The organism is Porphyrobacter sp. THAI-01a (assembly GCF_056868655.1).
Window position 1 is genome coordinate 94464 of sequence record NZ_CP180579.1, and the last position, 22931, is coordinate 117394.

Here is a 22931-nt window from a genome sequence, read left to right on the forward strand (position 1 = left end):
TCGCACCTCTTGAAAAGTGCCCTGTGAAGGCGCAACGGCAGGCCTCTCATGATTGACAGGCAGCACCTTCAGACCATCGTCCGCGAGGCGGGCCGGATTGCCCATTCGCGCTGGCCGGGGGCCGGGCACGCGCTGCACAGCTGGGACAAGACGCCGGGCAATCCGGTGAGCGAGGCGGACCTCGAGGTAGACCGCTTCCTCAAGCGCGAGCTGCGCCGCCTGCTGCCGTCGGCCGCGTGGCTTTCCGAGGAAACCGCCGACGACAAGCTGCGCACGCAGAGCGGACTCATCTGGCTGGTCGACCCGATCGATGGCACCCGCGATTTCGTGCGCGGGCGCGATGGCTGGGCGGTGTCGGTTGCGCTGGTAAGTGCCGGAAAGCCGCTGATCGGAATGCTCGCCGCGCCGGCCCGGGGCGAGGAGTGGATCGCGGTGGCGGGGCAGGGCGCAACGCTCAACGATGTGCCGGTCCGGGCGAGCCAGCGGAGCGAATTCGCCGGCGCCCGCGTTCCGACCCACAGCCTGCCGAGAGAGGACAGCGATCTCGTCGCGGTCGAGCAGCCAAACTCGATCGCGCTCCGGATCGCGATGGTCGCCGACGATCGTGCCGATCTGGTGGCGACGCTGCGCTGGGGCTTCGAGTGGGACATCGCCGCCGCGACCCTGATCGCGCGCGAGGCCGGGGCGGAGGTTACCGACGCCTTCGGCCGCCCGCTCGCCTACAACAAGCACGATCCGCGCGACTTCGGCGTGCTGGTGTGCTCTCCCGCTATCCATGCCGCTGCCGTCGAGAGGCTGGCGGAACGGGCCAGGGCCTTGCGCTGAAACGCAAGACGGGCCGCCCACAAGGGCGACCCGTCAGGCATTCTCGTGATTCTCGATCAGCGGCCCGCGCGTGCGGCGTTCACGTCGTCCTGGCTGACCGGGATGATCTTGATCTCCACGCGGCGGTTGAGCGGCTCGTTGACATTGTCGCCGGTCTTCACGCGAAGGTGATCGTAGCTCTCCCCGAAGCCCCTGGTCGCCATGCGCGCCCGCGCCACGCCGCGCGCCGCCAGATAATCTGCGACCGCCTGCGCGCGCTGTTCCGACAGGCGCTGGTTGGTCGTCGGCGAGCCGGTGGTGTCGGTGAAGCCGTAGACGTCGATCAGGCTGTTGGGATACTTGATGAGCGTGTCGGCGACCGAGTTCAGCGTGTCGTAGAAGCCCGGATTGATTGCCGCCGAGCCGGTGGCGAAGGTCACCCCGTCGGGCAGGCGCACGAGAATCGCGTCCTGATTGCCCACTTCCTCGACATCCACGCCGCTGCCCGCGGTCTGTTCCTTCAGCTCGCGGATCTGGTCGTCGTACTGCTTGCCGAGGATCGCGCCGGCCGAACCACCGATGCCGGCGCCGATGATGCGCCCGGTGTCCCCGCCGATCGCCCCGCCCAGCAGATAGCCGAGCGTGCCGCCGAGACCTGTGCCGATCGCGGTGCGGGAGACCTTCTTCTCACCGGTGTTGGGGTCGGTGACGCAGGCGCTTGTGCCCAGCAGCGCGACGGCTGCGGTGCCCGAAAGCAGGATACGCGAAATGTTCATGACGTTTGCCTCCCTCTTTACTCTTCGCGACGATGCCATGTCGTCTCAGCGGCGACAAGCCGTCGATCCGGCGCGACGCTAAGGTTCTTGAAAGTCATTTCCTTGACCCATGTTGAACAAACCCGCCGCGCCGTTCGCCCGCGCGGCCCGCTGCCCCGTTGCATGGCTGGCAAGCGACCCGGATTGTGCTAGCGCGAAGGGCGTGACACCCTTTCCCTGGACCGATCTGTTCATCATCCTCGCGCTCGTCGTGCTCAACGGCGTGTTCGCCATGTCGGAGCTGGCGATCGTCTCTGCCAAGACCAGCGCGCTCGAGGCCAAGGCCGAGGCCGGGTCGACAGCCGCGCGGATCGCGATCGCCCTGGCGGCGGACCCGGGCAAGTTCCTCTCGACCGTCCAGATCGGCATCACGCTGATCGGGATCATCGCCGGCGCCTATTCGGGCGCGAGCCTCGGCGGCCCGGTCGGCGAGCGGCTGGCGGCACTCGGCCTGCCGCCGCAATATGCCGACGAGACCGGCTTCGTGGTGGTGATCGCATTCACCACCTATCTCAGCCTGATCGTCGGCGAACTGGTGCCCAAGCAGCTTGCGCTCCAGGCGGCGGTGCCGGTGTCGCTGGTGATGGCACCCCCGATGGCCTTCCTCGCCAGGGCCGCCGCCCCGCTGGTGTGGGTGCTCGATTCGAGTTCCGCCGCAATCATCCGCCTGTTCGGCATCCGCAGCGGCGACGAGGCCCGCGTCACCGCGGAGGAGTTGCGCATGATCTTCGCCGAGGCGACCCGGTCGGGCGTGATCGAGGCCGAGCAGCGCCAGATCCTCACCGGAGTCGTCCGCCTCGCCCAGCGACCGGTGCGCGAGATGATGACCCCGCGCACCGAGGTCGACTGGATCGATGCCGATGCCGATGCGGCAGAGATCCGCGAGACGATCGAGGAAAGCACCCACTCGCTCCTGCCGGTCGCGGAAGGCTCGCCCGACACGATCCTCGGCGTGGTCAAGGTGCGCGACGTGCTCGCCGCGCTGGTCGCCGGGCGCGCGGTGCCCTTACGCGAGATGATGCGCAGGGTCGAGGTCGTGCCTGACCAGCTCGACGCGATGGACGCCCTGCGCGTGCTCCAGTCCGCTGAGGTGGCGATGGCGGTGGTGCACGACGAATACGGGCATTTCGAAGGCATCGTCACCCCCGTCGACCTGCTCACCGCGATCGTCGGCAACTTCGCCAGCGACAGCGACGATGGCGACCTGCCGAGCGTGGTCGAACGCGAGGACGGATCGCTGCTGGTCTCGGGATCGCTCTCGGCCGACGCCCTCGCCGACCGGCTGGGCCTCGAATATGGCGAGGATCGCGAATTCGGGACGGCGGCGGGCTATGCCCTGTCGGTGATGAAGAAGCTGCCGCACGAAGGCGAGCACTTCACCGACCAGGGCTGGCGTTTCGAGGTGGTCGACATGGACGGCCGCCGCATCGACAAGCTGCTGGTGAGCCGGGTGGTCGAGGGGGACTGAGAAGCAAGCCTCAACCCCGTTCGTGTCGAGCGCAATCGAGACACCTGACCGGGCCTCTCGACTGACGACGAAGTCGACAGTTCATCCTGAGCCTGCCGAAGGGCTCGAGGCGAACGGATGTTGCTGTCAGGCGCTCGGGATTACGGTCGAAGCCGACTGGCCGTCACCTTCCGGCGCGGCGATGATGTCGCGGGTGACGCGGCCCTTGGCGACGGTGTTGGTCCCGGTGTCGCCGACCTGCGAGCGGATGCTCGGCGCGGCGCTTCCGGCACGGTCGAGCACGCTCGCCTCGACCCGGCTGCGCGGTGCGGGGCCGCCGAACAGGGCTTCGAGGGCCTGTTCCGAGGCGGTGCCTTCCGCCGGGCGCGGGGCGCCGGGTGCGGGCGGGGTGAGGGTGAAGTCGGGCGGAACCACCAGCGGTGCCTGGCGCTGCACGGCGAACTCGTCGGGCCGCGCGCGGTTGAACACCCCGCCGCCGCCGCCGCAACCCGCCAGCATCGCGGCCGCGCCGGCCAGCAGGATCAGGGGTGCCATCTTACGCATTGTGTTGCTCTCCACGGGGCGCGTCCCCGGTTTCGGTGTCGCCCTTGTCGCGCACCAGCAGGCTGCGGGCAAGGATAATGACGACGCCGAGGGTAATCGCGGCGTCGGCAATGTTGAAGATCAGGAAGGGGCGGAATTCCCCGATGTGGAAATCGGCATAGTCGATGACATAGCCGAGATCATAGCGGTCGCGGATATTCCCCAACGCCCCGCCGAGGATCAGCGCCAGCCCGACGATGTCGGCGAGGGCCTTCTCGCGCATCATCCACACCAGCACCACCAGCGCGATTCCCGCGGTGAGCGCGACCAGCAGCCAGCGGGTCTCCATGTCGTTCGCCTGGAACATCCCGAGCGAGATGCCGCGGTTCTCCATGTAGGTGAGGTCGAAGAAGGGCAGCAGGTCGATGTGCAGCACCCGGCGCAGGTCGAGCGGGCCGATCACCCAGAGCTTCACCGCCTGGTCGATCACCGCCACGAAGGCGGCAAGCGCGAGGCCGATCACGCGATTGCGAGTGAACAGGCCGCTCATGACCCGACAACCGCATCGCAACGGGTGCACAACGACCCCTCGACGGCCACGTCGGGCAGGTGCCGCCAGCAGCGGCCGCACTTGTGGTGGCTGGTCTTGGTCACGATCACGGCCTCGCCCTGCCCGCGGGTGACTGTCGCGGTGATGAACAGTTCGGCGAGCTGGGCGTCGGTGATGCCCTCCGGCACGGCCGCCGCGGGGACGACCACTTCGGCCTCGAGGCTTGAGCGGATGGTCTTGTCGCGCCGCAGCGGCTCGATCGCTTCGTTGACCTGGTCGCGCAGCGCGCGCAGGGCCTCCCACTTCGCGCGGTCGGCGACGACGCCGGGGATGCTCGGCCATTCGAGCAGGTGGACAGAGCCGCGCTGGCCCGCGTCATCGGCCTCGCCGTCCTCGGGATAGCGGCTGAGCCACACCTCCTCCGCCGTGAACACCAGCACCGGCGCGGCGTAGCGCACCAGCGCGTGGAACAGCAGGTCGAGCACGGTGCGATAGGCGTTGCGCGTGGTGCTCTCCGGCCCGTCGCAATAGAGGCTGTCCTTGCGGATATCGAAGAAGAAGGCCGAGAGGTCCTCGTTGCAGAAGTCGACCAGCAGGCGGGTGTAGGTGTTGAAGTCGTAGGCCTCCGCCGCCGCCTTCAATTTGCCGTCCAGCTCGCTCAGCAGCGAGAGGATGTAGACCTCCAGCTCCGGCAGCTCGCCCGCATCGCTCCAGTCGCCCACGAAACCGTCGAGCGCGCCGAGCAGGTAGCGGAAGGTGTTCCTGAGCTTGCGATACTGGTCGCCGACGCCCTTGAGGATCTCGTCGCCGATGCGGTGATCCTCGGTGAAATCGACCGAGAGCGCCCACAGCCGGATGATGTCCGCGCCGTAGGTTTCCATCACCTTCAGCGGATCGACCGTGTTGCCGAGGCTCTTCGACATCTTCTTGCCCTTGGCGTCCATCGTGAAGCCGTGGGTCAGGACCTGGTCGTAGGGCGCGCGGCCGCGGGTGGCCGAGGATTGCAACAGCGAGGACTGGAACCAGCCGCGATGCTGGTCCGAGCCTTCGAGGTAGAGGTTGGCGGGCCATTGCAGGTCGGGCCAGCGCCCCGATTCCAGCACGAAGGCATGGGTGCAGCCCGAATCGAACCACACGTCGAGAATGTCGGTGACCATCTCGAAGTCGTTCGGGTCGTAGTCGGGGCCGAGGAAGGCGGCCTTGTTGGCGCTGTTCCACGCGTCCATGCCTTCCGCGTTCACCGCGGCGACGATGCGGGCGTTGACGGCGGGGTCCTGGAGGTAGGAGCCGTCCGGCCGCACGAACAGCGTGATCGGCACGCCCCAGGCGCGCTGGCGCGAGAGCACCCAGTCGGGCCGCCCCTCGACCATCGCACCAATGCGGTTGCGGCCCTTTTCGGGGATGAACTGCACGCGCGCGATTTCGGCGAGGGCAGTGCTGCGCAGCGTCTCGACTTCGCTCGACGCGAACGGCTGGGGGGTGGTGTTCTCGACTCCGTTCGTGTCGAGCGCAGTCGAGACACCCGGCAGAGGCTTGTCCATCGGCACGAACCATTGCGGGGTGCAGCGGAAGATCACCTTGGCCTTGGAGCGCCACGAATGCGGGTAGGAGTGCGCGTAGTCGGCGCTCGCCGCGAGCAGCGCGCCCGCTTCGCGCAGGTCCGAGCAGATCGGGCCGTCGGGTGCGTTGAATTTGGGGTTGATGACGCTCATGCGCCGCTCATCCGCAGCGCCCAGCCATTGCCAGTCGTCGCGGTAGCGACCATCGTCCATCACCGCAAAGACGGGGTTGATGCCGTTCGCCTTGCACAGCTCGAAGTCGTCCTCGCCATGATCGGGCGCCATGTGGACGAGGCCGGTGCCGCTATCGGTGGTGACGAAGTCGCCGGGGAGCAGCGGGCGCGGGGCCGCGTAGAACCCGCCGAGGTGGTGCATAGGGTGACGGGCGAGGGTGCCGGCGAGGTCCGCGCCCTTGATGATTAAGTGCCCATCACCTTCTGTCCACGAGGCGGTGATGTATGGCCAATTCCCGTCGCTCTCGGATTTCCGAGAACGCTGCTCGAACGCCAACGCTAAGTCCTTCGCTACCAGAACTCGGTCGGTAGTGCCCGGATCGTTGAACATTACATATTCGATGTCCGGCCCATAGGCCAAGGCCTGGTTCACCGGGATCGTCCACGGGGTCGTCGTCCAGATCACCGCGTGGGCGCCGACCAGTTCGGGGATCGGGCTCTCGACGATCTCGAACGCCACGTCGATCTGGGTCGAGGTGATGTCCTCGTATTCGACCTCCGCCTCGGCCAGCGCGGTCTGTTCGACCGGGGACCACATTACCGGCTTCGAGCCGCGGTAGAGGTTCCCCGCCTCGGCCAGCTTCAGGAGTTCGGCGACGATCACCGCCTCGCTTTCCTTCTGCATGGTGAGGTAGGGGTGGTCCCAATCGCCCATGATGCCGAGGCGCTTGAGCTGCGCGCGCTGCACGTCGACCCAGTGTTGCGCGTAGGCGCGGCACTCGTCACGGAAGGCCTTCACCGCCGCCTCGTCGCGGCCCTTGCCGGTGAGGACGGGCTTGGCCTTCTTCTCCTTGCGGTACTGCTCCTCGACCTTCCACTCGATGGGCAGGCCGTGGCAGTCCCAGCCCGGCACGTAAGGCGCATCGCGGCCCAAGAGGTTCTGGGTGCGGCAGACCATGTCCTTGAGGATGTGGTTCAGCGCGTGCCCGATATGCATGTCGCCATTGGCGTAGGGCGGGCCGTCGTGGAGGATGAACTTCTCGCGGCCCCGGCGCGCCTTGCGCAGCGCGTCATAGAGCCCGATCGCTTCCCAGCGCGCGGCAATGCCCGGCTCCTTCTGGGGGAGGCCGGCCTTCATGGGGAAATCGGTCTTCGGCAGGAAGACGGTGTCCCGGTAATCGCGCTGCGTGGGTTCGTCGGACATATCGCGCGGGGCCTTAGCGGGCGGGCGGGCTTTGCGCAATTTGTCTTGGGAAGGGGACGAAAAGGGTTTCACGCAGAGGCGCAGAGAAGAAGGGAGGCGCAGAGATGTTGTGCATGCCGAAGGCACCATCCTCCTTCTCGACTGAGCAGCGATCCGCAATATCTGAGGAAGAGTGCGGCTGCGCCGCGGGCGCGAGCCTCTGCGCCTCTGCTTCCTCTGCGCCTCTGCGTGAAACCCTTCTACAAAAGCAACCGCCGCGCCTCGGCACAATCCTTGTCCATCTGGGCGATCAGCGCCTCGAGGCTGTCGAACTTCGCCTCGCCGCGCAGGTAGTGGTGGAAGGCCACCTCGATCTCCTGCCCGTAGAGATCGCCCGAGAAGTCGAAGAAATAAGGCTCGAGCAGCTCCTTGGGCGGTTCGAACTGCGGGCGGATGCCGATATTGGCGGCGCCCTTCAGCACCTCGCCGGTCGCCAGGATGCGGCCCGTGACGGCGTAGATGCCGTATCTGGGGCGCAGGTAGTTCTCCACCCCGAGGTTCGCCGTGGGATAGCCGATGGTGCGCCCGCGCTTGTCGCCGTGCTCCACGATGCCGCGGATCGCGAAGGGCCGGGTGAGCAGGCGCGCGGCTTCCTGCGGGTCGCCGTCGCGCAGCGCCTGACGGATGCGGCTGGAGGAGACCACCTCGCCGTCCGCCTGAACGGCCTCGACCACCCGCGATTGCAGGCCCAGCTCGCCGCCGAGGGTGCGCAGCAGCTCGACGTTGCCTTTCGCCCCCTTGCCGAAGGTGAAATCGCCCCCAGTGACCACGCCATGCGCGCCGAAGCGGTCGATCAGGATGCGCTGGATGAAATCCTCCGCGCTCGTCCCGGCGAGGTCCGCATCGAAGTGGAACACCAGCATCGCGGTCGCGCCGGCGGCGAGGTAAAGCTCCTGCCGCTGCTCCAGCGTCGTCAGCCGGAAGGGTGGCACGTCCGGCTTGAAGAAGCGCACCGGGTGGGGATCGAAGGTGGCGATGATCGAGGGGCGGCCTTCGGCCTGCGCCCAGCGGATCGCCTCTCCCGCAACCGCCTGGTGCCCGCGGTGGAAACCGTCGAAATTGCCGAGCGCGATCACCGCGCCCCGCAAGGGCTCGGGCATCGCCTCGCGGTGGTCGAGCCAGCGCATCAGCCCTGCGCTCCTGAGTTCTGGGCCCGGCGGAAGGTCAGGAAGGAGAAGGCGGGGTGCGCCCCTTCCGCCGCATGATCCTCGCGCGCGGTCAGCACCCATTCGCGGCCCGGCTCGGCCATGAAGGTGTCGCCCGCGTAGTCGGCGTGGATCTGGGTGAGTTCGATGCGGTGGGCGAGCGGCATGAACACGTCGTAGATCGCCGCCCCGCCGATCACCGCCACCTCGCCTGTTGCGTTGCCCTCGGCCGCCAGCGCCAGCGCCTCCCTGACCGATCCGGCCATCGCCACGCCCTCGGGCGCGAAGCCCTCGCGGCGGGAGAGGACGATGTGGCGGCGCCCGGGGAGGAGGCCGGGCAGGCTCTCGAAGGTCTTGCGGCCCATGATAATGGGTTTGCCCATGGTCAGCGCCTTGAACCGCTTGAGGTCAGCGGGCAGGCGCCAGGGCAGGTCGCCCTCGTTGCCGATCGCGCCATTGGCGGCGCGGGCGTAGATCAGCACGATTTCGGGCGTCATTTCAGCGCGTGCCCGACGCGGGTGACATGGCCCATCTTGCGCCCCTCACGCGCTTCGGCCTTGCCGTAGAGGTGGAGGTGCGGCTCGCCGGTTTCGGCGAGGATGGCGTGGGCCTTGAGCGCATCCTCGCCGACGATGTTGCGCATCTCGATGCTGGCGAAGCGGGTCTTGGTGCCCCCCAGCGGCAACCCGCAGATCGCGCGGATGTGGTTCTCGAACTGGCTCGTGGCGGCGCCCTCGATCGTCCAGTGGCCGGAATTGTGGACCCGCGGGGCCATCTCGTTGAACACCGGGCCGTCGCGGGTGGCGAAGAATTCCAGCGTCAGCACCCCGACATAGCCGAGCGCCTCGGCGACCCTTGCCGCCAGTTCGCGCGCGGCGGGGACCTGCGCCTCGACCAGCGCGCCCGCCGGGAGGATCGACTGGGCGAGCATCCCGCCCTCGTGAAGATTGGCGGTCGAATCCCAGAACCGCACCTCGCCATCGGCCCCGCGCACGAGAATGACCGAGAACTCGGTCTCGTACGTCACGAAGCCCTCGTAGATGCAGGTCACACCCGGGAAGACGGCCGTTCCGGCCTCGACAACCGAGCGCACCCGCCACTGGCCCTTGCCGTCATAGCCGTCACGCGCGGTCTTGAGGATGCCGGGGGTGCCGACCGCGGCGATGGCGGCGGCGAGATCTTCGGCACTCTCCACCGCCCGATAGGGCGCAGGCACCCCGCCGAGTTCGGCAGCGAAGGCCTTCTCGCGGAGCCGGTCCTGCGCGACCTCGAGCGCGCGCACGGGGCAGGCCAGCAGCGGTTCGGGCAGGGCCGCGACCGTGGAGACGGGCACGTTCTCGAATTCCCACGTCACCACATCGCAGGCCGCGGCGAATTGCCCGAGCGCCGCAGCATCGTCCCACTCGGCGGTGATGAAGCCCGAGCAGGCATCGGCCGCGACATTGTCGCCCTCGGGCGCGAAGCCGACGACCCGGTAGCCGAGCTGCAAGGCGGCGACCGCCATCATCCGGCCCAGCTGCCCGCCGCCGAGGATGCCGATGGTGGAACCGGGGGGAAGCATCAGTCCTCCGGCACCTCGCCCACGCCCGCGCTCTTCGCGGCGCGCCAGTCCTGCAGGCGTTCGGAGAGATCCTCGTCCGAAAGCGCCAGGATCGAGGCCGCCAGCAGCCCCGCGTTCTTCGCCCCGGCCTCGCCGATCGCCAGCGTGCCGACGGGAATGCCGCCCGGCATCTGCACGATCGAGAGCAGGCTATCCATGCCGCTCAATGCCTTCGACTGCACCGGAACGCCCAGCACCGGGAGGTGCGTCATGCTGGCGATCATCCCGGGCAGATGCGCCGCACCGCCCGCGCCGGCGATGATGACGGAGAAGCCCTCGCCCTCGGCGCCCTTCGCGAAAGCGACCATCCGGTCGGGCGTGCGGTGGGCCGAGACGATCCGCGCCTCGTGGGGCACTTCCAGCTCGTCGAGCACCTCGGCGGCGGCCTTCATGGTCGGCCAGTCAGACTGGCTGCCCATCACGATCGCGACCTTCCCCCCGATGGCGTCCATCACGCGTCCTTCAGATAGTGGCGTTCACCTGCGACCCGGTCGCCATCGAAGTCGTAGACGATCGGCTGGCCGGTGGGAATCTCGAGGTCGGTGATGTCCGCGTCCGAGATGCCGGAGAGGTGCTTCACCAGCGCGCGCAGGGAATTGCCGTGGGCCGCGATGATCACCGTCTCGCCGCGCGCCAGCACGGGCAGGATGGTGCTTTCCCAATAGGGCAGCACGCGCTCGATCGTGAGCTTTAGGCTCTCGGTCGAGGGGATCGCGATCCCGGCATAGCGCGGGTCGCTGGCGAGATCGAATTCGCTCCCCGCTTCCAGCACCGGCGGGGGAATGTCGAAGCTGCGGCGCCAGATCTTCACCTGATCATCGCCGTGCTTGGCCGCGGTCTCGGCCTTGTCGAGGCCGGTGAGGCCCCCATAGTGGCGCTCGTTGAGCCGCCAGTCCTTGACCTCGGGGATCCACAGCCGCCCTGCCGCCTCCAGCGCCAGGTGCAGCGTCTTGATCGCGCGGGTCTGGAGCGAGGTGAAGGCATAAGTCGGCAGCACGCCCTTCTCGCGCAGCAGGTGACCGGCGGCGGTGGCCTCGGCGACACCCTTTTCGGTCAGGTCGACATCCCACCAGCCGGTGAAGCGGTTTTCGAGGTTCCACTGGCTCTGGCCGTGGCGGACGAGGATGAGCTTGGGCATTGTCGCTTTCCGTCAGTGCGGTTGAGGGCGGGGGGTTAGCTTTCGTCCGAGCGAATGGGAAGCGATTCCGTCACATCCGAATCGCCCATCGCCCGCGCCTGCGCCTTCCTGCGTCGCAGGTTCTCGCGCAGCTTGGCCGCGAGCCGCTCTTCGCGTGACATATTCTTGCGAGGGTCTTCACTCATGCGAAACGCATTGCCGATATGGGAGCACAGCTTCAACCCCCGCTTGACATTGCGGGGAGGCGCGACAATAGGGCGCGCCTGTTTCCGGCGCTGCTGTAGCTCAGTGGTAGAGCGCACCCTTGGTAAGGGTGAGGTCGGGAGTTCAATCCTCCCCAGCAGCACCAGCAGCCGATGCGATTGCCCAATCTGGGGCATACTCCTTCATCCGATGCGTTAACCATGCCAGCCTTGGCGGAGAGACTCGTGGCGCGCGGTTGCGTGACCGGAGCCGGTCGGGGGAATGCATATGTCGTGTGCCGCATCGCGCTATGTCGCGTCGTTCTTCATCGAACTGTTCACCGAATTCATGCGTTTCGGCGTGCACCAGAACGATCTCACCGTCGAGGAGGTCGCGATCGTCTGCCTCGTCGCTTCCGAGAGCACCCGCGAGCTCAGGAAGGACCCCTTCCTCACGCGCACCTTCGCCACCGAAGCGGCCGCGATCCCCGACGAGGCCCGGCCCGTGGTCAGTCTCAAGTTGATCTACACCAGCCTCGGCATGAGCCGCGAGACCGCACGCCGCCGGGTCAACGGCCTTGTCGAGCGCGGCTATCTGAGACGATCGGGCCGCGGCGTCTATTTTCCGGCACAGGTCGGCGATTCCGATTACACCTACGAAATCCGCAGCTTCCTCGTGCGCAAGCTGAAGGATCTGAACTCCTATCTCGCGAGGATTCCGGCGTGACCGGCGCAACCCTGCCCATGTCGGCCCACTTTGGGCCGCGCCGGTTGCCGCTTGTGCAAAGGTTCGACTAACCGCACCGCGATGCTCGGCTGCCCTTCGGGACGCACAATGAAAAACGAAAAAGGGAACGTCGAGTTGCCGGCGCTTGTCCTCATCGGTGAGGAGATCGGCAATGCCCGCAAGCGGCGCCGCATGACGACGCTCGGGGTTTCGCAGAAAACGCGGATCCCCGAGCGTTACGTGCGGTGCATCGAATCGGGCGATTTCGCCAGCCTCCCGGGCAAGCCCTTCGTGTTCGGCTTCACCCGCACGATCTGCGCGCTGCTGGGGCTGGACGCGGATGTCTACATCCCCGTCATCAGGGCGCATGTCTTTGAAAGCTGCGCCAACGAAGCGGGTATTCCCCCTCCGGCCTCCCGCACCGGCTCGCTGCTGCGGCGGCTGCGGATCGGCCGGGGCTGACCGCCGGTCTGGCGAACGGGAGCCGCGTCCGGTCTTGCGGCTCGCCGCGCAACGGCCACCACTCGCGGCGGATGGCGGGTGCGGCTTTTGACCCCCGGCCCCAGGCCCCTATGCCACCGGACGTGGCTTCCCCGGCGACCCCCGACCTCGAACTCTGGCCGATCGGCAATTGCCAGATCAGCGCCCTCGTCGACCGCGAGGGCGCGATCGTGTGGGCCTGCGTGCCGCGGGTCGACGGCGATCCGGTGTTCTGTTCGCTGATGAACGGCGCGAACCGCGAGGACGGCGTCTGGCGGATCGAACTGGTCGGGCAGGTGTCCGCCTCGCAATCCTATATCCGCAACACCCCGATCCTCGTCACCCGGCTCGAGGCAGAGGACGGCAGCGCGATCGAGGTGCTCGATTTCTGTCCGCGGCACGAGGGCAAGGGGCGGATGTACCGCCCCGTGGCGATCGGACGGATCGTGCGGCCGGTGGCGGGATCCCCGCGCATCCGCGTGATACTCGCCCCGATGCGCGACTACGGCGCCGCGCGGGCCGAGACGACCCACGGCACCAACCACATCCGCTATCTCACCGGCCCCCAGGCGCTGCGGCTCACCACCGACGCGCCGGTCGGATACGTGCTCGAGGGCCGCCCCTTCCGGCTGGAGGCGGATACCCATTTCTTCCTCGGCCCCGACGAGCCCTTCGGCGGCGCCCTGCGCGAGGAAATCCGCCGCATGGAGCAGGCGACGCGCGATTACTGGGGCCGCTGGGTGCGGGGCCTTGCGACCCCGGTCGAATGGCAGGCACAGGTGATCCGCTGCGCGATCACCCTGAAGCTCTGCCAGCACGAGGAGACCGGCGCGATCGTCGCCGCGCTCACCACCTCGATCCCCGAGGCGCCGCATTCGGAGCGCAACTGGGACTACCGCTACTGCTGGATCCGCGATTCCTATTACACCGTGCAGGCGCTGAACCGGCTGGGCGCGCTCGACGTGCTGGAGAAGTATCTCGCCTATCTCCGGAACATCGTCGATGACGCCAAGGGCGGGCAGATCCAGCCGCTCTATTCGGTGATGGGCGTGTCCGAACTGCACGAGACCGCCGCGCCCGCGCTGGCGGGCTATCGCGGCATGGGGCCGGTGCGGGTCGGGAACGCCGCCTACCAGCAGGTCCAGCACGACTGCTACGGCCAGATCGTGCTCCCGACGGTGCAGGGCTTCATCGACCAGCGCCTGCTGCGCATCGCCGACGAGCGCGATTTCGAGAGCCTCGAGGCGGTGGGCGAGATGGCCTATGCGATGCACGACCAGCCCGATGCGGGCCTGTGGGAGTTCCGCACCCGCAAGGAGGTGCACACCTATTCGGCGGTGATGAGCTGGGCCGCCTGCGACCGGCTGGCGATGGCCGCCGACTGGCTCGGCAAGACCGACCGCGCCGAACTCTGGCGCGCGCGGGCCGACGCGATCCGCGCGACAATCGAGGCCGAGGCGTGGGTCGATGGCGGCGAGGACGGCGGCCACTACGGCGCCAGCTTCGAAAGCGACTATCTCGACGCGAGCCTGCTCCAGATGGTCGAACTGCGCTTCCTCGCGCCCGACAACCCGCGCTTCCTGTCCACCTTCGCGGCCGTGGAGGAGCAGCTCCGGCGCGGCGACTTCATGCTGCGCTATGCCGCCGAGGACGATTTCGGCCTGCCCGAGACCGCCTTCAACGTCTGCACCTTCTGGCTGATCGAGGCGCTGCACCTCGTCGGCCGCAGCGAGGAGGCGCGCGGGCTCTTTTCGACCATGCTCAGCCACACCACCGCCTCGGGCCTGCTGAGCGAGGACATCGACTTCGTCACCGGCGAATTGTGGGGCAATTTCCCCCAGACCTATTCGCTGGTCGGCGTGATCAATTGCGCGGGCCTGCTCTCCAAGCCGTGGAGCGACGTGCGCTAGGCGGCGGCCACCCCGTCAAAATTGACGATACGCCCCGCCCGCCCGCTGGGCTATCCCCTCGGATCACAAGCACAAGCCGGGGAGAGGCGCGATGGATCTGGGACTGAAGGGCAAGAAGGTCATCATGAACGGCGGGGCCCACGGGCTCGGCCTCGAATCCCTCAAGCTGTTCGCCGCCGAGGGTGCGGATGTCGCCTTCTTCTCCCGCAAGGAAGACAAGATCGAGGCCGCCAAGGCCGCGATCGATGCGGCAGGCCCCGGCAAGGTCTTCGCCGAGGTCTTCGACATGGCGAGCGGCACCGAGGCCTACCAGGCGTGGCTGGAAAAGGCCGTGGCCGAACTCGGTGGCTGCGACATCTTCGTGCACACCGCGAGCGCCTCGGGCACCGGGGGCGCTGGCGACTGGCAGGCCTGTCTCGACATGGACCTGAAGGGCGCGGCCTATGCGGTCGAGACCCTGACGCCCCACCTCGAGAAGTCGGGCACCGGCTCGATCGTGATGCTGTCCTCGACCGCCGCGCTCGAGACCTTCATCGCGCCCAACCCCTTCAACGCAATCAAGGCGGCCCTGATCACCTATGCCTCGCAGCTCAGCCAGGCGATGGCGGCGAAGGGCATCCGCGTGAACACCGTCAGCCCGGGCGCGATCTACTACAAGGGCGGCAACTGGGAGATCATCGAGGAGCACATGAAGCCGCTCTACGATGCGACCCTCGCCAAGATGCCCACGGGCCGCTTCGGCGAGCCGGTGGAGGTGGCGAAGGCGATCGTCTTCGTGGCGAGCCCGGCGGTGCCCTACATGACCGGCGCGAACATCGTGGTGGACGGTGGCTTCACCCAGCGCGTCCAATTCTAAGAGCAAACCTCCGTTCGCCCTGAGCCTGTCGAAGGGCCGCACTTTCTTCCCGCCGGCCATCGTCCCAAGAAGAACGGTGCTTCGACAAGCTCAGCACGAACGGGTCCAATGAGGTAGTGATTATGGCCGAGATCGATCGCGACAAGCTGCTCGACATCTACACCCGCACGATGAAGGTGAACCGCACCGACGAGAAGTTCCGCGAGCTGCTGATGGGCGGCAAGGTCGCGGTGATGTATTACTGTGTGCGCGGGCAGGAGCTGGTCTCGGCGGCGGCGATGGCGGCGCTCGAGAAGGAAGACTACGTCGTCTGCACCTATCGCGGGCAGGGCGAGCAGACCGCCAAGGGCATCCCGATGGAGAAGTGGTGGGGCGAATGCCTCGGCAAGGCCACCGGCACCTGCAAGGGCAAGGGCGGCACCATGCACATCACCGATCCCGAGACGGGGATCATGGTGACGACCGGTGTGGTCGGCTCCGGCCTGCCCATCGCCAACGGCCTTGCCATGGCGAGCCAGAACAACGGCGACGGGCGCGTGACCCTCGTCAGCTTCGGCGACGGCGCGGCCAATATCGGCGGCTTCCACGAGGCGATGAACATGGCCCAGCTCTACAAGCTGCCGGTCGTCTTCCTGTGCCAGAACAACCGCTACGGCGAGCACACGGCCTATGCCGACCATACGGACAGTCCCAATATCGCTTCGCGCGCCGCCGGCTACGGAATGCCGGGCGTCACCGTCGACGGCAATGACGTCCACCAGGTCTACCCGGCGGTGAAGGAAGCGGTCGACCGCGCCCGCCGGGGCGAGGGGCCGACCCTTGTCGAGGCCATGTGCTACCGCATGATGGGCCACTTTTTCGGCGCCGACTTCAGCTACATGCCGCCCGAGCACATCGCAGAGATGAAGGCGGAAGACCCGCTGCCCAAGCTGCGCAAGGTGATGCTGGAGCACCAGTTCACCGAGGAGGAGCTCGACGCCATCGTCGCCGACATCGACGCGCAGATCAACGCGGCGGTCGAGCACGCGCTCGCCGCGCCGCTGCCGGATACCGACGAAATCTACAAGGACGTGCTGGAGGAGACCGCCTGATGGCCCAGATCACCATGACCCAGGCGCTCAACCTCGCAATCGACGAGGCGATGGCCGAAGATCCGGGCGTGTTCTGCCTTGGCGAGGATGTTTCCGCCAAGCAGGGCGGCGGGGTGTTCAAGGTCACCGCCGGGCTCACCGAGAAATACGGCGAACACCGCATCCGCGCGACGCCTATCTCCGAGACCGCCATCGTCGGCGCGGCGGTGGGCGCGGCGCTCGCGGGGCAGCGGCCGATTGCCGAGATCATGCTGATGAACTTCGTCGGCGTTTGCATGGACCAGATCGTCAACCACGCCGCCAAGCTGCGGTTCATGAGCGGCGGCCAGACCCCGTGCCCGATCGTGATCCGCACCACCACCGGCGTGGGCGTCGGCTTCGGCGGGCAGCACTCGGACATGCTCGAAGCATGGTTCGCGCACGTCGCGGGCATCCATGTCGTCACGCCCTCCAACCCCGCCGACGCGCGCGGGCTGATGCGCGCCTCGATTGACGCCAATGACCCGGTGATCTTCATCGAGAACATCCTGTGCTACGGCCTCAAGGCCGAGGACCCCGGCCCGGGCTACCGCGTGCCGCTCGGCAAGGCGGCGATTGCGCGGGAGGGGACCGACATCTCGATCATCACCTATGGCCGCACCGTGCTCGATGCGCTGGCGGTGGCCGAGGACCTCGCCAAGGAGGGCATCAGCGTCGAGGTCGTCGACCTAAGGACCATCGCCCCCTACGACGAGGCGACGGTGCTGGCATCGGTCCGCAAGACCGGCCGCGCGCTCACCCTGCACGAGGCGGTGCGCCCCTTCGGCACCGGCGCCGAGCTCGCCGCCAACATCCAGGAGAAGTGCTGGGACCAGCTCAAGGGCCCGGTACGCCGCATCGGCGGGACCTTCTCGGCGGTGCCCTTCGCCAGCCACCTCGAACAGGCCTGGATCCCGACCAAGCCGCAGATCGTCGAACAGATCAAAGCCTCTCTCGGAAAGCTCTAATGGCCACGGAAATCCGCATCCCCAAGCTCGGCATGAGCGCCGTCGAAATGACCCTCGTCGAATGGATGTTCGGCGCCGGCGAGCGGGTCGAGAAGGGCGACATCATCTACACCGTCGAGACCGACAAGAGCACCACCGAGATCGAGGCCCAGGCCAGCGGGATCATCCACCCCACCGGCGAGGAAGGCGCGGTCTACAAGGTCGGCGATCTGATCGGCACGATCGAGGAGGGCTGATCATCGTGGCTGGTCCCCGGGAAATGCTGGCGAAGGTCTACGCCACTGCCGGCACCCGGGACTGGGACGCGGTCGAGGCGCTGATCCACCCCGATTTCGTGCTCTACGAGGCGAACTCGCTGCCCTTCGCGGGCGAGTGGCGGGGCAGGGACGCGCTCCAGCGCTGCGCCGCCGCGATGTACGGCACCTGGGCGAACACCGACCTCGAGATCCTCGACTGCACCGGGGGCGAGACCCACGCGGTGATGGTGATCCGCCTCACCATGCACCCCAAGGACGGCTCCGAGCCCTTCACCCAGACGATCTGCGAGGCGGGGACCTTCGAGGACGGGCTCCTGCGGACCCTCCGCATTCACTACTTCGACGCCGCCGAGGTGGCCGCCCGGGCGTGACCGGCGCCCCCTCTCGACGCCCTGCGCATAATGGCGTATTCTCGCGCCCCGGGACGCGGCCCTACAGCGTGGGGCCAATGTGGGGTGCGATCCGGTGAAACAGTCTCTCGTCAACCTTCTGCCGCCCGCGACGCTCGCGGCGATCCTCGCCTTCTGGGGCCTCGCGCCCGCCTGGCTGGTCGAGCAACCCTGGACGCTCCCGCTGGTGGCGGTCACGACCATCGTCTTCGTCCAGCTGCTCGAGCTGGTGTTCGAGCGGCACGAGGGCTGGCGCATCAACCGCACCGAACTGGCGACCGACATCTTCTACACCGCCTTCGGGTTCCTCGTGATCGGCTATCTCTCCGACACGCTGGTCAACTCGCCCCTGCGCGAGCTGAAGGAGGCCTGGGGCATCGGCACCCCCTGGCTCGCCGAGCTGCCCTTCCTCGTGCAGGTCATGGTGGTGCTGTTCACCTTCGAGTTCGGCCAGTACTGGATGCACCGCGCGATGCACAACTGGACGCCCCTGTGGCTCACCCACGCGCCGCACCACCACGTGACCCAGCTCAACGCGATGAAGGGCTATATCGGCAATCCGATCGAGCTGTTCCTGATCAGCCTCGGGGTGATTGCGCTGCTCGATGTCGATCTCAACGCCCTGTTCGCGAGCTTCACGGTCGGCGGGGCGATCGCGACCTACGCCCACGCCAACGTCAAGGCCGATCCGCCGATCTGGTACGGCTTCTTCTTCACCACCATCCGCAACCACTCGCTGCACCACACGGCGCTGAGCTACGAGGACACGCGCTGCAACTACGGCAATTCGGTGATCTTCTGGGACCGGGTGTTCGGCACCTACAAGGAGGGCGAGAGCGCGATTGTCGGCCAGGACGATCGCAAGCGCCTTTCGATCAAGGAGCAATGGCTCTTCCCGCTGCGCCCGTGGCTGGAGAAGAAGCAGGCGGCGGAAGGGTAGGGCGAAGTTTACAAAGTTGACACTGTAAACTTCGATTTCCTACGCGATTTCCTGCTATATTTCATTTGCTTGCTCGGCAAAACCGAAGTTGACACTGTGTTTTGCGTTTTCTCCGTCTGACCGGGTGCGCGCGCACTCCTGCACGGCAAGGCCGCACGCCATCGACGATGCGAAAGAACCGTCCGAGGCTAGCGGCAAGCCCACCGGTAGGAAAGCGACACGCGTCCGCGCTCGGGCACACGGACAGTTGGCGCGAATGGCGGCTGGCGGATGGCGAGCGGAACGCCGGTGGCGGACGAGATCATCCAGCACCGGCGCCGACACTCCCGCCTGCCGGTTTCCGGAGATCATGAAGCTCGTCGCACCCGGGACGAGTGGCGGCGGCGGTCGCCCTTGCCATCGTCCCCGACTCGGCTTGTGCCATTCGGTACGGAACGGCATCGGCGGCTGGGGCGGGCCCTGAAAGCTCCCAATTCGGCAAGCCGACATGGATCCCTCGCGACCAGCCGAGCGCATGTCCCGATGGCTCGCGGGCGCGGCTCGATGCGGCGCTGGCATGGCTCTCGGGGGACTGAATAGATCGGTTCAACAACGCGTTGCGCACCGTGAAGCGTCATTGGGTCCGGAAAGACCTGCATCGGTTCGGCAAGCCGGAGCGCGATGCGTCATTCCGGCTGTGGTCCCATTGGAGCCGCTTTGATCGGCAAGGTGGGCGCAGTCGCCATCAGATCGGTTGTTTCTCTTCGCGACGGACCCGCCCAATTCGGCTTGTTCGGATGGTGCCCTCCTGAAGAGGAAGAAAATGCGTCCGACCACCCTTCCTGAAACGCGTCTCTCCAGACAGCCCCGCGGCAGTCGCTCATTCGGGCCCGATGTCAAGGCGAGCCTCGGTCGATCCACCAGGGGTGCGGTCTCGCCGGGCTGCCAGAGAGCAGAGCCCGATCTGCGCGAAGAAGCTCAGGCGCACGACAGGGACAAGTGTGACGATCGCGTGACCGGCTCGGCGACGGCGACGGCGACGGTATCGAGGCTCTTGTCCAGGGCGTCGCGCTCGAACCGGTGAAGACGGCGCGCGGGCCGGTTCACGTCAAGGTCGCCACGAGAGCCTTCGGGCTGGCCGAGCAACTTCCGGTTCTGGCGTCCGGTTCCCTTCCGGCTAAAGCGGGTCACAATTCGCCCGACGATCCGGGGCGCGATTACCGTTCCGACATGTCGCTGGTCTCCCCCGTACTCGCGGCTCTCGGCGGTTTCGCGCCATCGGGATGCGCCAAGGACCAGATCGATGTGGGCGTGGCGTGGCAGCCGATCAGGCCGGTCGGCGCGTCAGGCAACCCTGCCTTCTTCGAAGCGAGGCTCGCCCTCACGAAGCTCAGCGGTCAATCTCTTGCGAGCGACCAGGTGATCGCGGCGGCCGACCGGCTTGGTCTTGCGAGGCAGATTGACGAGTATCTTGTAACCCGCACGATTGACGAACTGAACGAGGCTCGCGGCGCGACCGCATTGCTGGTTGCGGTCTCCGCCGAGAGCCTGTCCGATTCAGGCTTCTGGGATGCTGTCCTCGACAAGCTTGCTTTCAGCGGCGGCGTGGCTTGCGATCTGACCATCGAGGTCAGGGGCGCAAGTGCTGGCACCCTGACGGGCTCCAAGGGCGCCGCATTGGCGCGTATCAAGCGGAGCGGCTGTCGGGTCTCCCTCGGCGGGTTCGGCGTGGGGGCGACGTCCCTGCCCGATCTCGTGGCCTTTGACCCTGACCTCGTCACCATCGACCGACATTTCGTTTCCAGCGGCCTGCTCGCCGAGCACGGCCAGGCGCCCTTGGCGAACCTGATCGCACTGGCGCGCTCGCTCGGCGCAGACGTGATCGCCGAGGGCGTCGACTGCCGGGAGTCGGCAAGGCTGGCGCGCGATGCCGGTGCGTCGTTCCAGAAAGGCGCGTGGTGCGGCGGAGCTCGCTTCTACAGGTCCTGGGCAAACAGATCGAGGAGAGATGAAGACCAGGACTGCCCCACAGTCCGCGAACATGAAGCCTCAATCTAATCAAGTCTTGTAAATAAAACTCCCCCTGAATGGATTTGAGAATGCCAAAGAAGATCTACATCGCAATTTCGCTACTGAGCTTGGCGCTCGCAAAACCATCTCTTGCCAACAATGTAGGGGAGAATGCGGCTTGGCAATTCCACACGCCTGCCGAACGAGCAGCTCTCATGTATCTCGAAGAGGTGCGGCAGCGTGGGAAAAACGGCTACTATTCTGCGCCAGTCTACAACACCTATATCGACCGGCAATACAATTGCTCTGTCAATTCGACTGCGACCGCCAATGATTCCGCATCGAACGCGATTGCCAATTCGCCCAGCACGACCGGACACAACACCGACGCGACCGGCAACCTGAACGAGACCACCTACGCGGATGGCGGCCCCGGCGACGGGAGCACCGCGAGCGCCACCCAGGGCAACTCCGGGGCGGTTGTCGCCGGCACCACCGGCCAGATGTCCACCAGCGTCAGGGGCGACAATTTCCAGGCACTGAATACCCGTCAGACGAACTCGGGGAACCAGTCCTCCGTGATCAACGGCTCCTCGGCCTGCCAGTATGCGAGTGCTGGGTAAGGGCCATGCATCTCGCAAATCGTCAGGTCCGATGCGCCGCTATCGCGGCGCTGGCCACCGTGTCGGCTGCGGCCCTTTCGGGCTGTGCGGCCACCGGCATTGGAATCGACAGCCAGCGCGTCGCGCCGGGAGAGGTGCCGATCGCCATCGGGGCGCCGGTCCGCGACAACCGGTCTCCGATGGAGGGGGCGCTGGCATGTTTTGGCGATCAGCTGACCGCCAAGGCCGGAAAGCCGATCGTCATCGCAGTCGGCGAAGTGCGCGACTATACCGGGAAGTACTCGATCAACGAAGGCAATGCGATCACCCAGGGCGGATCGCTCATGGTCTATTCGGCGCTCGGCAAGATCGGCGGGCCGCTGAGGATCGCTGAACGCTTCGATCCGACCATCGCCGAGCGCGAACTCGGCTACACCGACCGTCGCCAGCTCGGCGACGGGAAGGTTCACCAAGTCAATGGCGACCGGGTTCCGTGGCTTCCCTATTTCGGCGGGACGATCAGCCAATCCGACTACTACATCGTCGGCGGCATCACCGAGGTGAACTACAACATCCGTTCCGGCGGTGCTCAGATCAGTGTGAACAATGTCGGGCCCGAGGCGCGCGTCTACACGCAGAGTGTCGCGATCGACTTGCGGATCGTGGACACCCGTTCGCTGCTGGTTCTCAAGACTGTCAGTCTGACCAAGCAGTTCAGCGGCTACGAGATTGGCGCCGGAATCTTCCGTTTCTTCGGCACGGAACTGTTCGACATCAACATCGGCGCAAAAGGCCAGGAGCCCTTGCAGCTCGGTATCCGCACAGCTCTCGAAGAGGGGGTGCTGAAGCTGGTCGCATCGGTCGAGAACCTCGATCCGGCGACCTGTATGGCGCAGCGCCTCGATACGATCCCCGAGAAGTCTGCTGACGAGTTGCGCGGTCGATCCCTGGCGGTCGACGACGTGGCTGGTGCGATGCCTGCACCCCCGCCCGTCCGGCTTCTTCCGCCCGAGCAGGCCCCGGCGAGCGCCCGCTCGCTCAACGAGCTGACCGGAGGCGGTCCGGCCGCGGCAGCGGCGGCATTGCAGCTCGGCTTCGAATTCGGGGACGCAAATCTCATGTCGAGCTCCCAGTCGGCGCTCGACATGATTGCCCAGCTGGCAGGCGAGGGCACCGTCTCGGCGACCTTGATCGCCCGGGACACTGAAAATTGGGACCCGGCGCGGCGGGATGCCTTGCTGGACCAGCGCATTGCCGCGGTGGTCGCGGCGCTTTCAAACAGGGGAGTACCACCTTCAGCCATCCTCGTGGTCTGGCGCCCGTCTGCCGGGGATTCCGCAATCTACCGTGACGGGCCTGGCTTCCAGGAAATCGCAAAAATACAAGTAAAAAAATAGCATAGTGTGCCATTAATAATAAATGAGATACCCCAAGAAGGAGAAATGGTAATATGACACATAAATCAATAAATAGGCGGTCACAGCTTTTTGCTGGGACAAGTACCG

At 66.7% G+C, this 22931-nt stretch carries 24 protein-coding genes and 1 tRNA gene; 15 read left to right on the forward strand and 10 right to left on the reverse strand.

Features of this window, described 5'->3' with window-relative positions; translation table 11 throughout:
• Positions 1-48: 48 nt before the first annotated feature.
• A complete protein-coding gene (locus tag ACMX37_RS00450; protein ID WP_483147014.1) occupies positions 49-825 on the forward strand; it encodes a 3'(2'),5'-bisphosphate nucleotidase CysQ in 777 nt (258 codons plus the stop codon).
• A gap of 56 nt (positions 826-881) precedes the next feature.
• Here the strand turns inward: ACMX37_RS00450 and ACMX37_RS00455 are convergent, their stop codons facing one another.
• Positions 882-1580, reverse strand: coding sequence for a YiaD family glycine zipper/OmpA-like lipoprotein (locus ACMX37_RS00455; RefSeq protein WP_483147015.1), 699 nt, complete (start codon positions 1578-1580; stop codon positions 882-884).
• A 202-nt stretch (positions 1581-1782) separates the two neighbouring features.
• Between ACMX37_RS00455 and ACMX37_RS00460 the strand changes: the two genes are divergently transcribed.
• A complete protein-coding gene (locus ACMX37_RS00460) occupies positions 1783-3087 on the forward strand; it encodes a hemolysin family protein (RefSeq protein ID WP_483147016.1) in 1305 nt (434 codons plus the stop codon).
• A 126-nt stretch (positions 3088-3213) separates the two neighbouring features.
• On the opposite strand, the gene ACMX37_RS00465 is transcribed toward ACMX37_RS00460, so the two are convergent.
• The 9 genes from ACMX37_RS00465 to ACMX37_RS00505 all read right to left on the reverse strand — a co-directional run bounded on the left by ACMX37_RS00465 (position 3214) and on the right by ACMX37_RS00505 (position 11178).
• Positions 3214-3630 (reverse strand): DUF3035 domain-containing protein, encoded by a 417-nt coding sequence (locus ACMX37_RS00465; RefSeq protein WP_088912774.1) that lies wholly within the window; start codon positions 3628-3630, stop codon positions 3214-3216.
• On the reverse strand, positions 3623-4159 hold the full coding sequence (gene lspA, locus ACMX37_RS00470) for a signal peptidase II (protein WP_483147017.1): 537 nt from the start codon (positions 4157-4159) through the stop codon (positions 3623-3625). The genes ACMX37_RS00465 and lspA overlap by 8 nt, the downstream gene beginning before the upstream one ends.
• The gene (gene ileS / locus ACMX37_RS00475; RefSeq protein WP_483147018.1) at positions 4156-7095 is read right to left on the reverse strand and encodes an isoleucine--tRNA ligase; all 2940 of its coding nucleotides are present in this window, start codon (positions 7093-7095) and stop codon (positions 4156-4158) included. Before ileS ends, lspA begins: the two co-directional genes overlap by 4 nt.
• 239 nt (positions 7096-7334) lie before the next feature.
• Complete coding sequence (locus tag ACMX37_RS00480) at positions 7335-8261, reverse strand: bifunctional riboflavin kinase/FAD synthetase (protein WP_483147019.1); 927 nt, start codon at positions 8259-8261, stop codon at positions 7335-7337.
• Positions 8261-8776: a dihydrofolate reductase gene (locus tag ACMX37_RS00485; RefSeq protein WP_483147020.1), complete on the reverse strand. Its 516-nt coding sequence runs from the start codon at positions 8774-8776 to the stop codon at positions 8261-8263. Before ACMX37_RS00485 ends, ACMX37_RS00480 begins: the two co-directional genes overlap by 1 nt.
• Positions 8773-9840 (reverse strand): 5-(carboxyamino)imidazole ribonucleotide synthase, encoded by a 1068-nt coding sequence (locus tag ACMX37_RS00490; protein ID WP_483147021.1) that lies wholly within the window; start codon positions 9838-9840, stop codon positions 8773-8775. The genes ACMX37_RS00485 and ACMX37_RS00490 overlap by 4 nt, the downstream gene beginning before the upstream one ends.
• On the reverse strand, positions 9840-10331 hold the full coding sequence (gene purE, locus ACMX37_RS00495; protein ID WP_088912768.1) for a 5-(carboxyamino)imidazole ribonucleotide mutase: 492 nt from the start codon (positions 10329-10331) through the stop codon (positions 9840-9842). The genes ACMX37_RS00490 and purE overlap by 1 nt, the downstream gene beginning before the upstream one ends.
• A complete protein-coding gene (gpmA, locus tag ACMX37_RS00500; RefSeq protein ID WP_088912767.1) occupies positions 10331-11017 on the reverse strand; it encodes a 2,3-diphosphoglycerate-dependent phosphoglycerate mutase in 687 nt (228 codons plus the stop codon). Before gpmA ends, purE begins: the two co-directional genes overlap by 1 nt.
• Positions 11018-11052: 35 nt before the next feature.
• On the reverse strand, positions 11053-11178 hold the full coding sequence (locus ACMX37_RS00505; protein ID WP_483147022.1) for a hypothetical protein: 126 nt from the start codon (positions 11176-11178) through the stop codon (positions 11053-11055).
• A 113-nt stretch (positions 11179-11291) separates the two neighbouring features.
• On the opposite strand from ACMX37_RS00505, the gene ACMX37_RS00510 reads away from it, so the two are divergent.
• The 13 genes from ACMX37_RS00510 to ACMX37_RS00570 all read left to right on the forward strand — a co-directional run bounded on the left by ACMX37_RS00510 (position 11292) and on the right by ACMX37_RS00570 (position 22823).
• Positions 11292-11366: transfer RNA gene (locus tag ACMX37_RS00510), tRNA-Thr, on the forward strand.
• A gap of 122 nt (positions 11367-11488) precedes the next feature.
• Positions 11489-11926, forward strand: coding sequence for a helix-turn-helix domain-containing protein (locus tag ACMX37_RS00515; RefSeq protein ID WP_483147023.1), 438 nt, complete (start codon positions 11489-11491; stop codon positions 11924-11926).
• Between the two features lie 81 nt (positions 11927-12007).
• Positions 12008-12388 (forward strand): helix-turn-helix domain-containing protein, encoded by a 381-nt coding sequence (locus ACMX37_RS00520; RefSeq protein WP_483147024.1) that lies wholly within the window; start codon positions 12008-12010, stop codon positions 12386-12388.
• Positions 12389-12498: 110 nt separating this feature from the next.
• Positions 12499-14316: a glycoside hydrolase family 15 protein gene (locus tag ACMX37_RS00525; protein WP_483147025.1), complete on the forward strand. Its 1818-nt coding sequence runs from the start codon at positions 12499-12501 to the stop codon at positions 14314-14316.
• A 91-nt stretch (positions 14317-14407) separates the two neighbouring features.
• Positions 14408-15172, forward strand: coding sequence for an SDR family NAD(P)-dependent oxidoreductase (locus tag ACMX37_RS00530; protein WP_483147026.1), 765 nt, complete (start codon positions 14408-14410; stop codon positions 15170-15172).
• Positions 15173-15294: 122 nt separating this feature from the next.
• Positions 15295-16263 (forward strand): thiamine pyrophosphate-dependent dehydrogenase E1 component subunit alpha, encoded by a 969-nt coding sequence (locus ACMX37_RS00535; protein WP_483147027.1) that lies wholly within the window; start codon positions 15295-15297, stop codon positions 16261-16263.
• Complete coding sequence (locus ACMX37_RS00540) at positions 16263-17249, forward strand: alpha-ketoacid dehydrogenase subunit beta (RefSeq protein ID WP_483147028.1); 987 nt, start codon at positions 16263-16265, stop codon at positions 17247-17249. The genes ACMX37_RS00535 and ACMX37_RS00540 overlap by 1 nt, the downstream gene beginning before the upstream one ends.
• A complete protein-coding gene (locus ACMX37_RS00545; RefSeq protein WP_483147029.1) occupies positions 17249-17485 on the forward strand; it encodes a biotin/lipoyl-containing protein in 237 nt (78 codons plus the stop codon). The genes ACMX37_RS00540 and ACMX37_RS00545 overlap by 1 nt, the downstream gene beginning before the upstream one ends.
• A 5-nt stretch (positions 17486-17490) precedes the next feature.
• Positions 17491-17877: a nuclear transport factor 2 family protein gene (locus ACMX37_RS00550; protein WP_483147030.1), complete on the forward strand. Its 387-nt coding sequence runs from the start codon at positions 17491-17493 to the stop codon at positions 17875-17877.
• A 94-nt stretch (positions 17878-17971) separates the two neighbouring features.
• Positions 17972-18835, forward strand: a complete 864-nt coding sequence (locus tag ACMX37_RS00555) for a sterol desaturase family protein (protein WP_483147031.1) — start codon at positions 17972-17974, stop codon at positions 18833-18835.
• A gap of 1059 nt (positions 18836-19894) precedes the next feature.
• Positions 19895-20872 (forward strand): EAL domain-containing protein, encoded by a 978-nt coding sequence (locus ACMX37_RS00560; RefSeq protein WP_483147032.1) that lies wholly within the window; start codon positions 19895-19897, stop codon positions 20870-20872.
• 41 nt (positions 20873-20913) lie between these two features.
• Positions 20914-21447 carry a hypothetical protein gene (locus ACMX37_RS00565; RefSeq protein WP_483147033.1) on the forward strand — a complete coding sequence of 178 codons (534 nt, stop codon included), beginning with the start codon at positions 20914-20916 and terminating at the stop codon, positions 21445-21447.
• 5 nt (positions 21448-21452) lie between these two features.
• On the forward strand, positions 21453-22823 hold the full coding sequence (locus ACMX37_RS00570) for a CsgG/HfaB family protein (RefSeq protein ID WP_483147034.1): 1371 nt from the start codon (positions 21453-21455) through the stop codon (positions 22821-22823).
• Positions 22824-22931 lie beyond the last annotated feature (108 nt).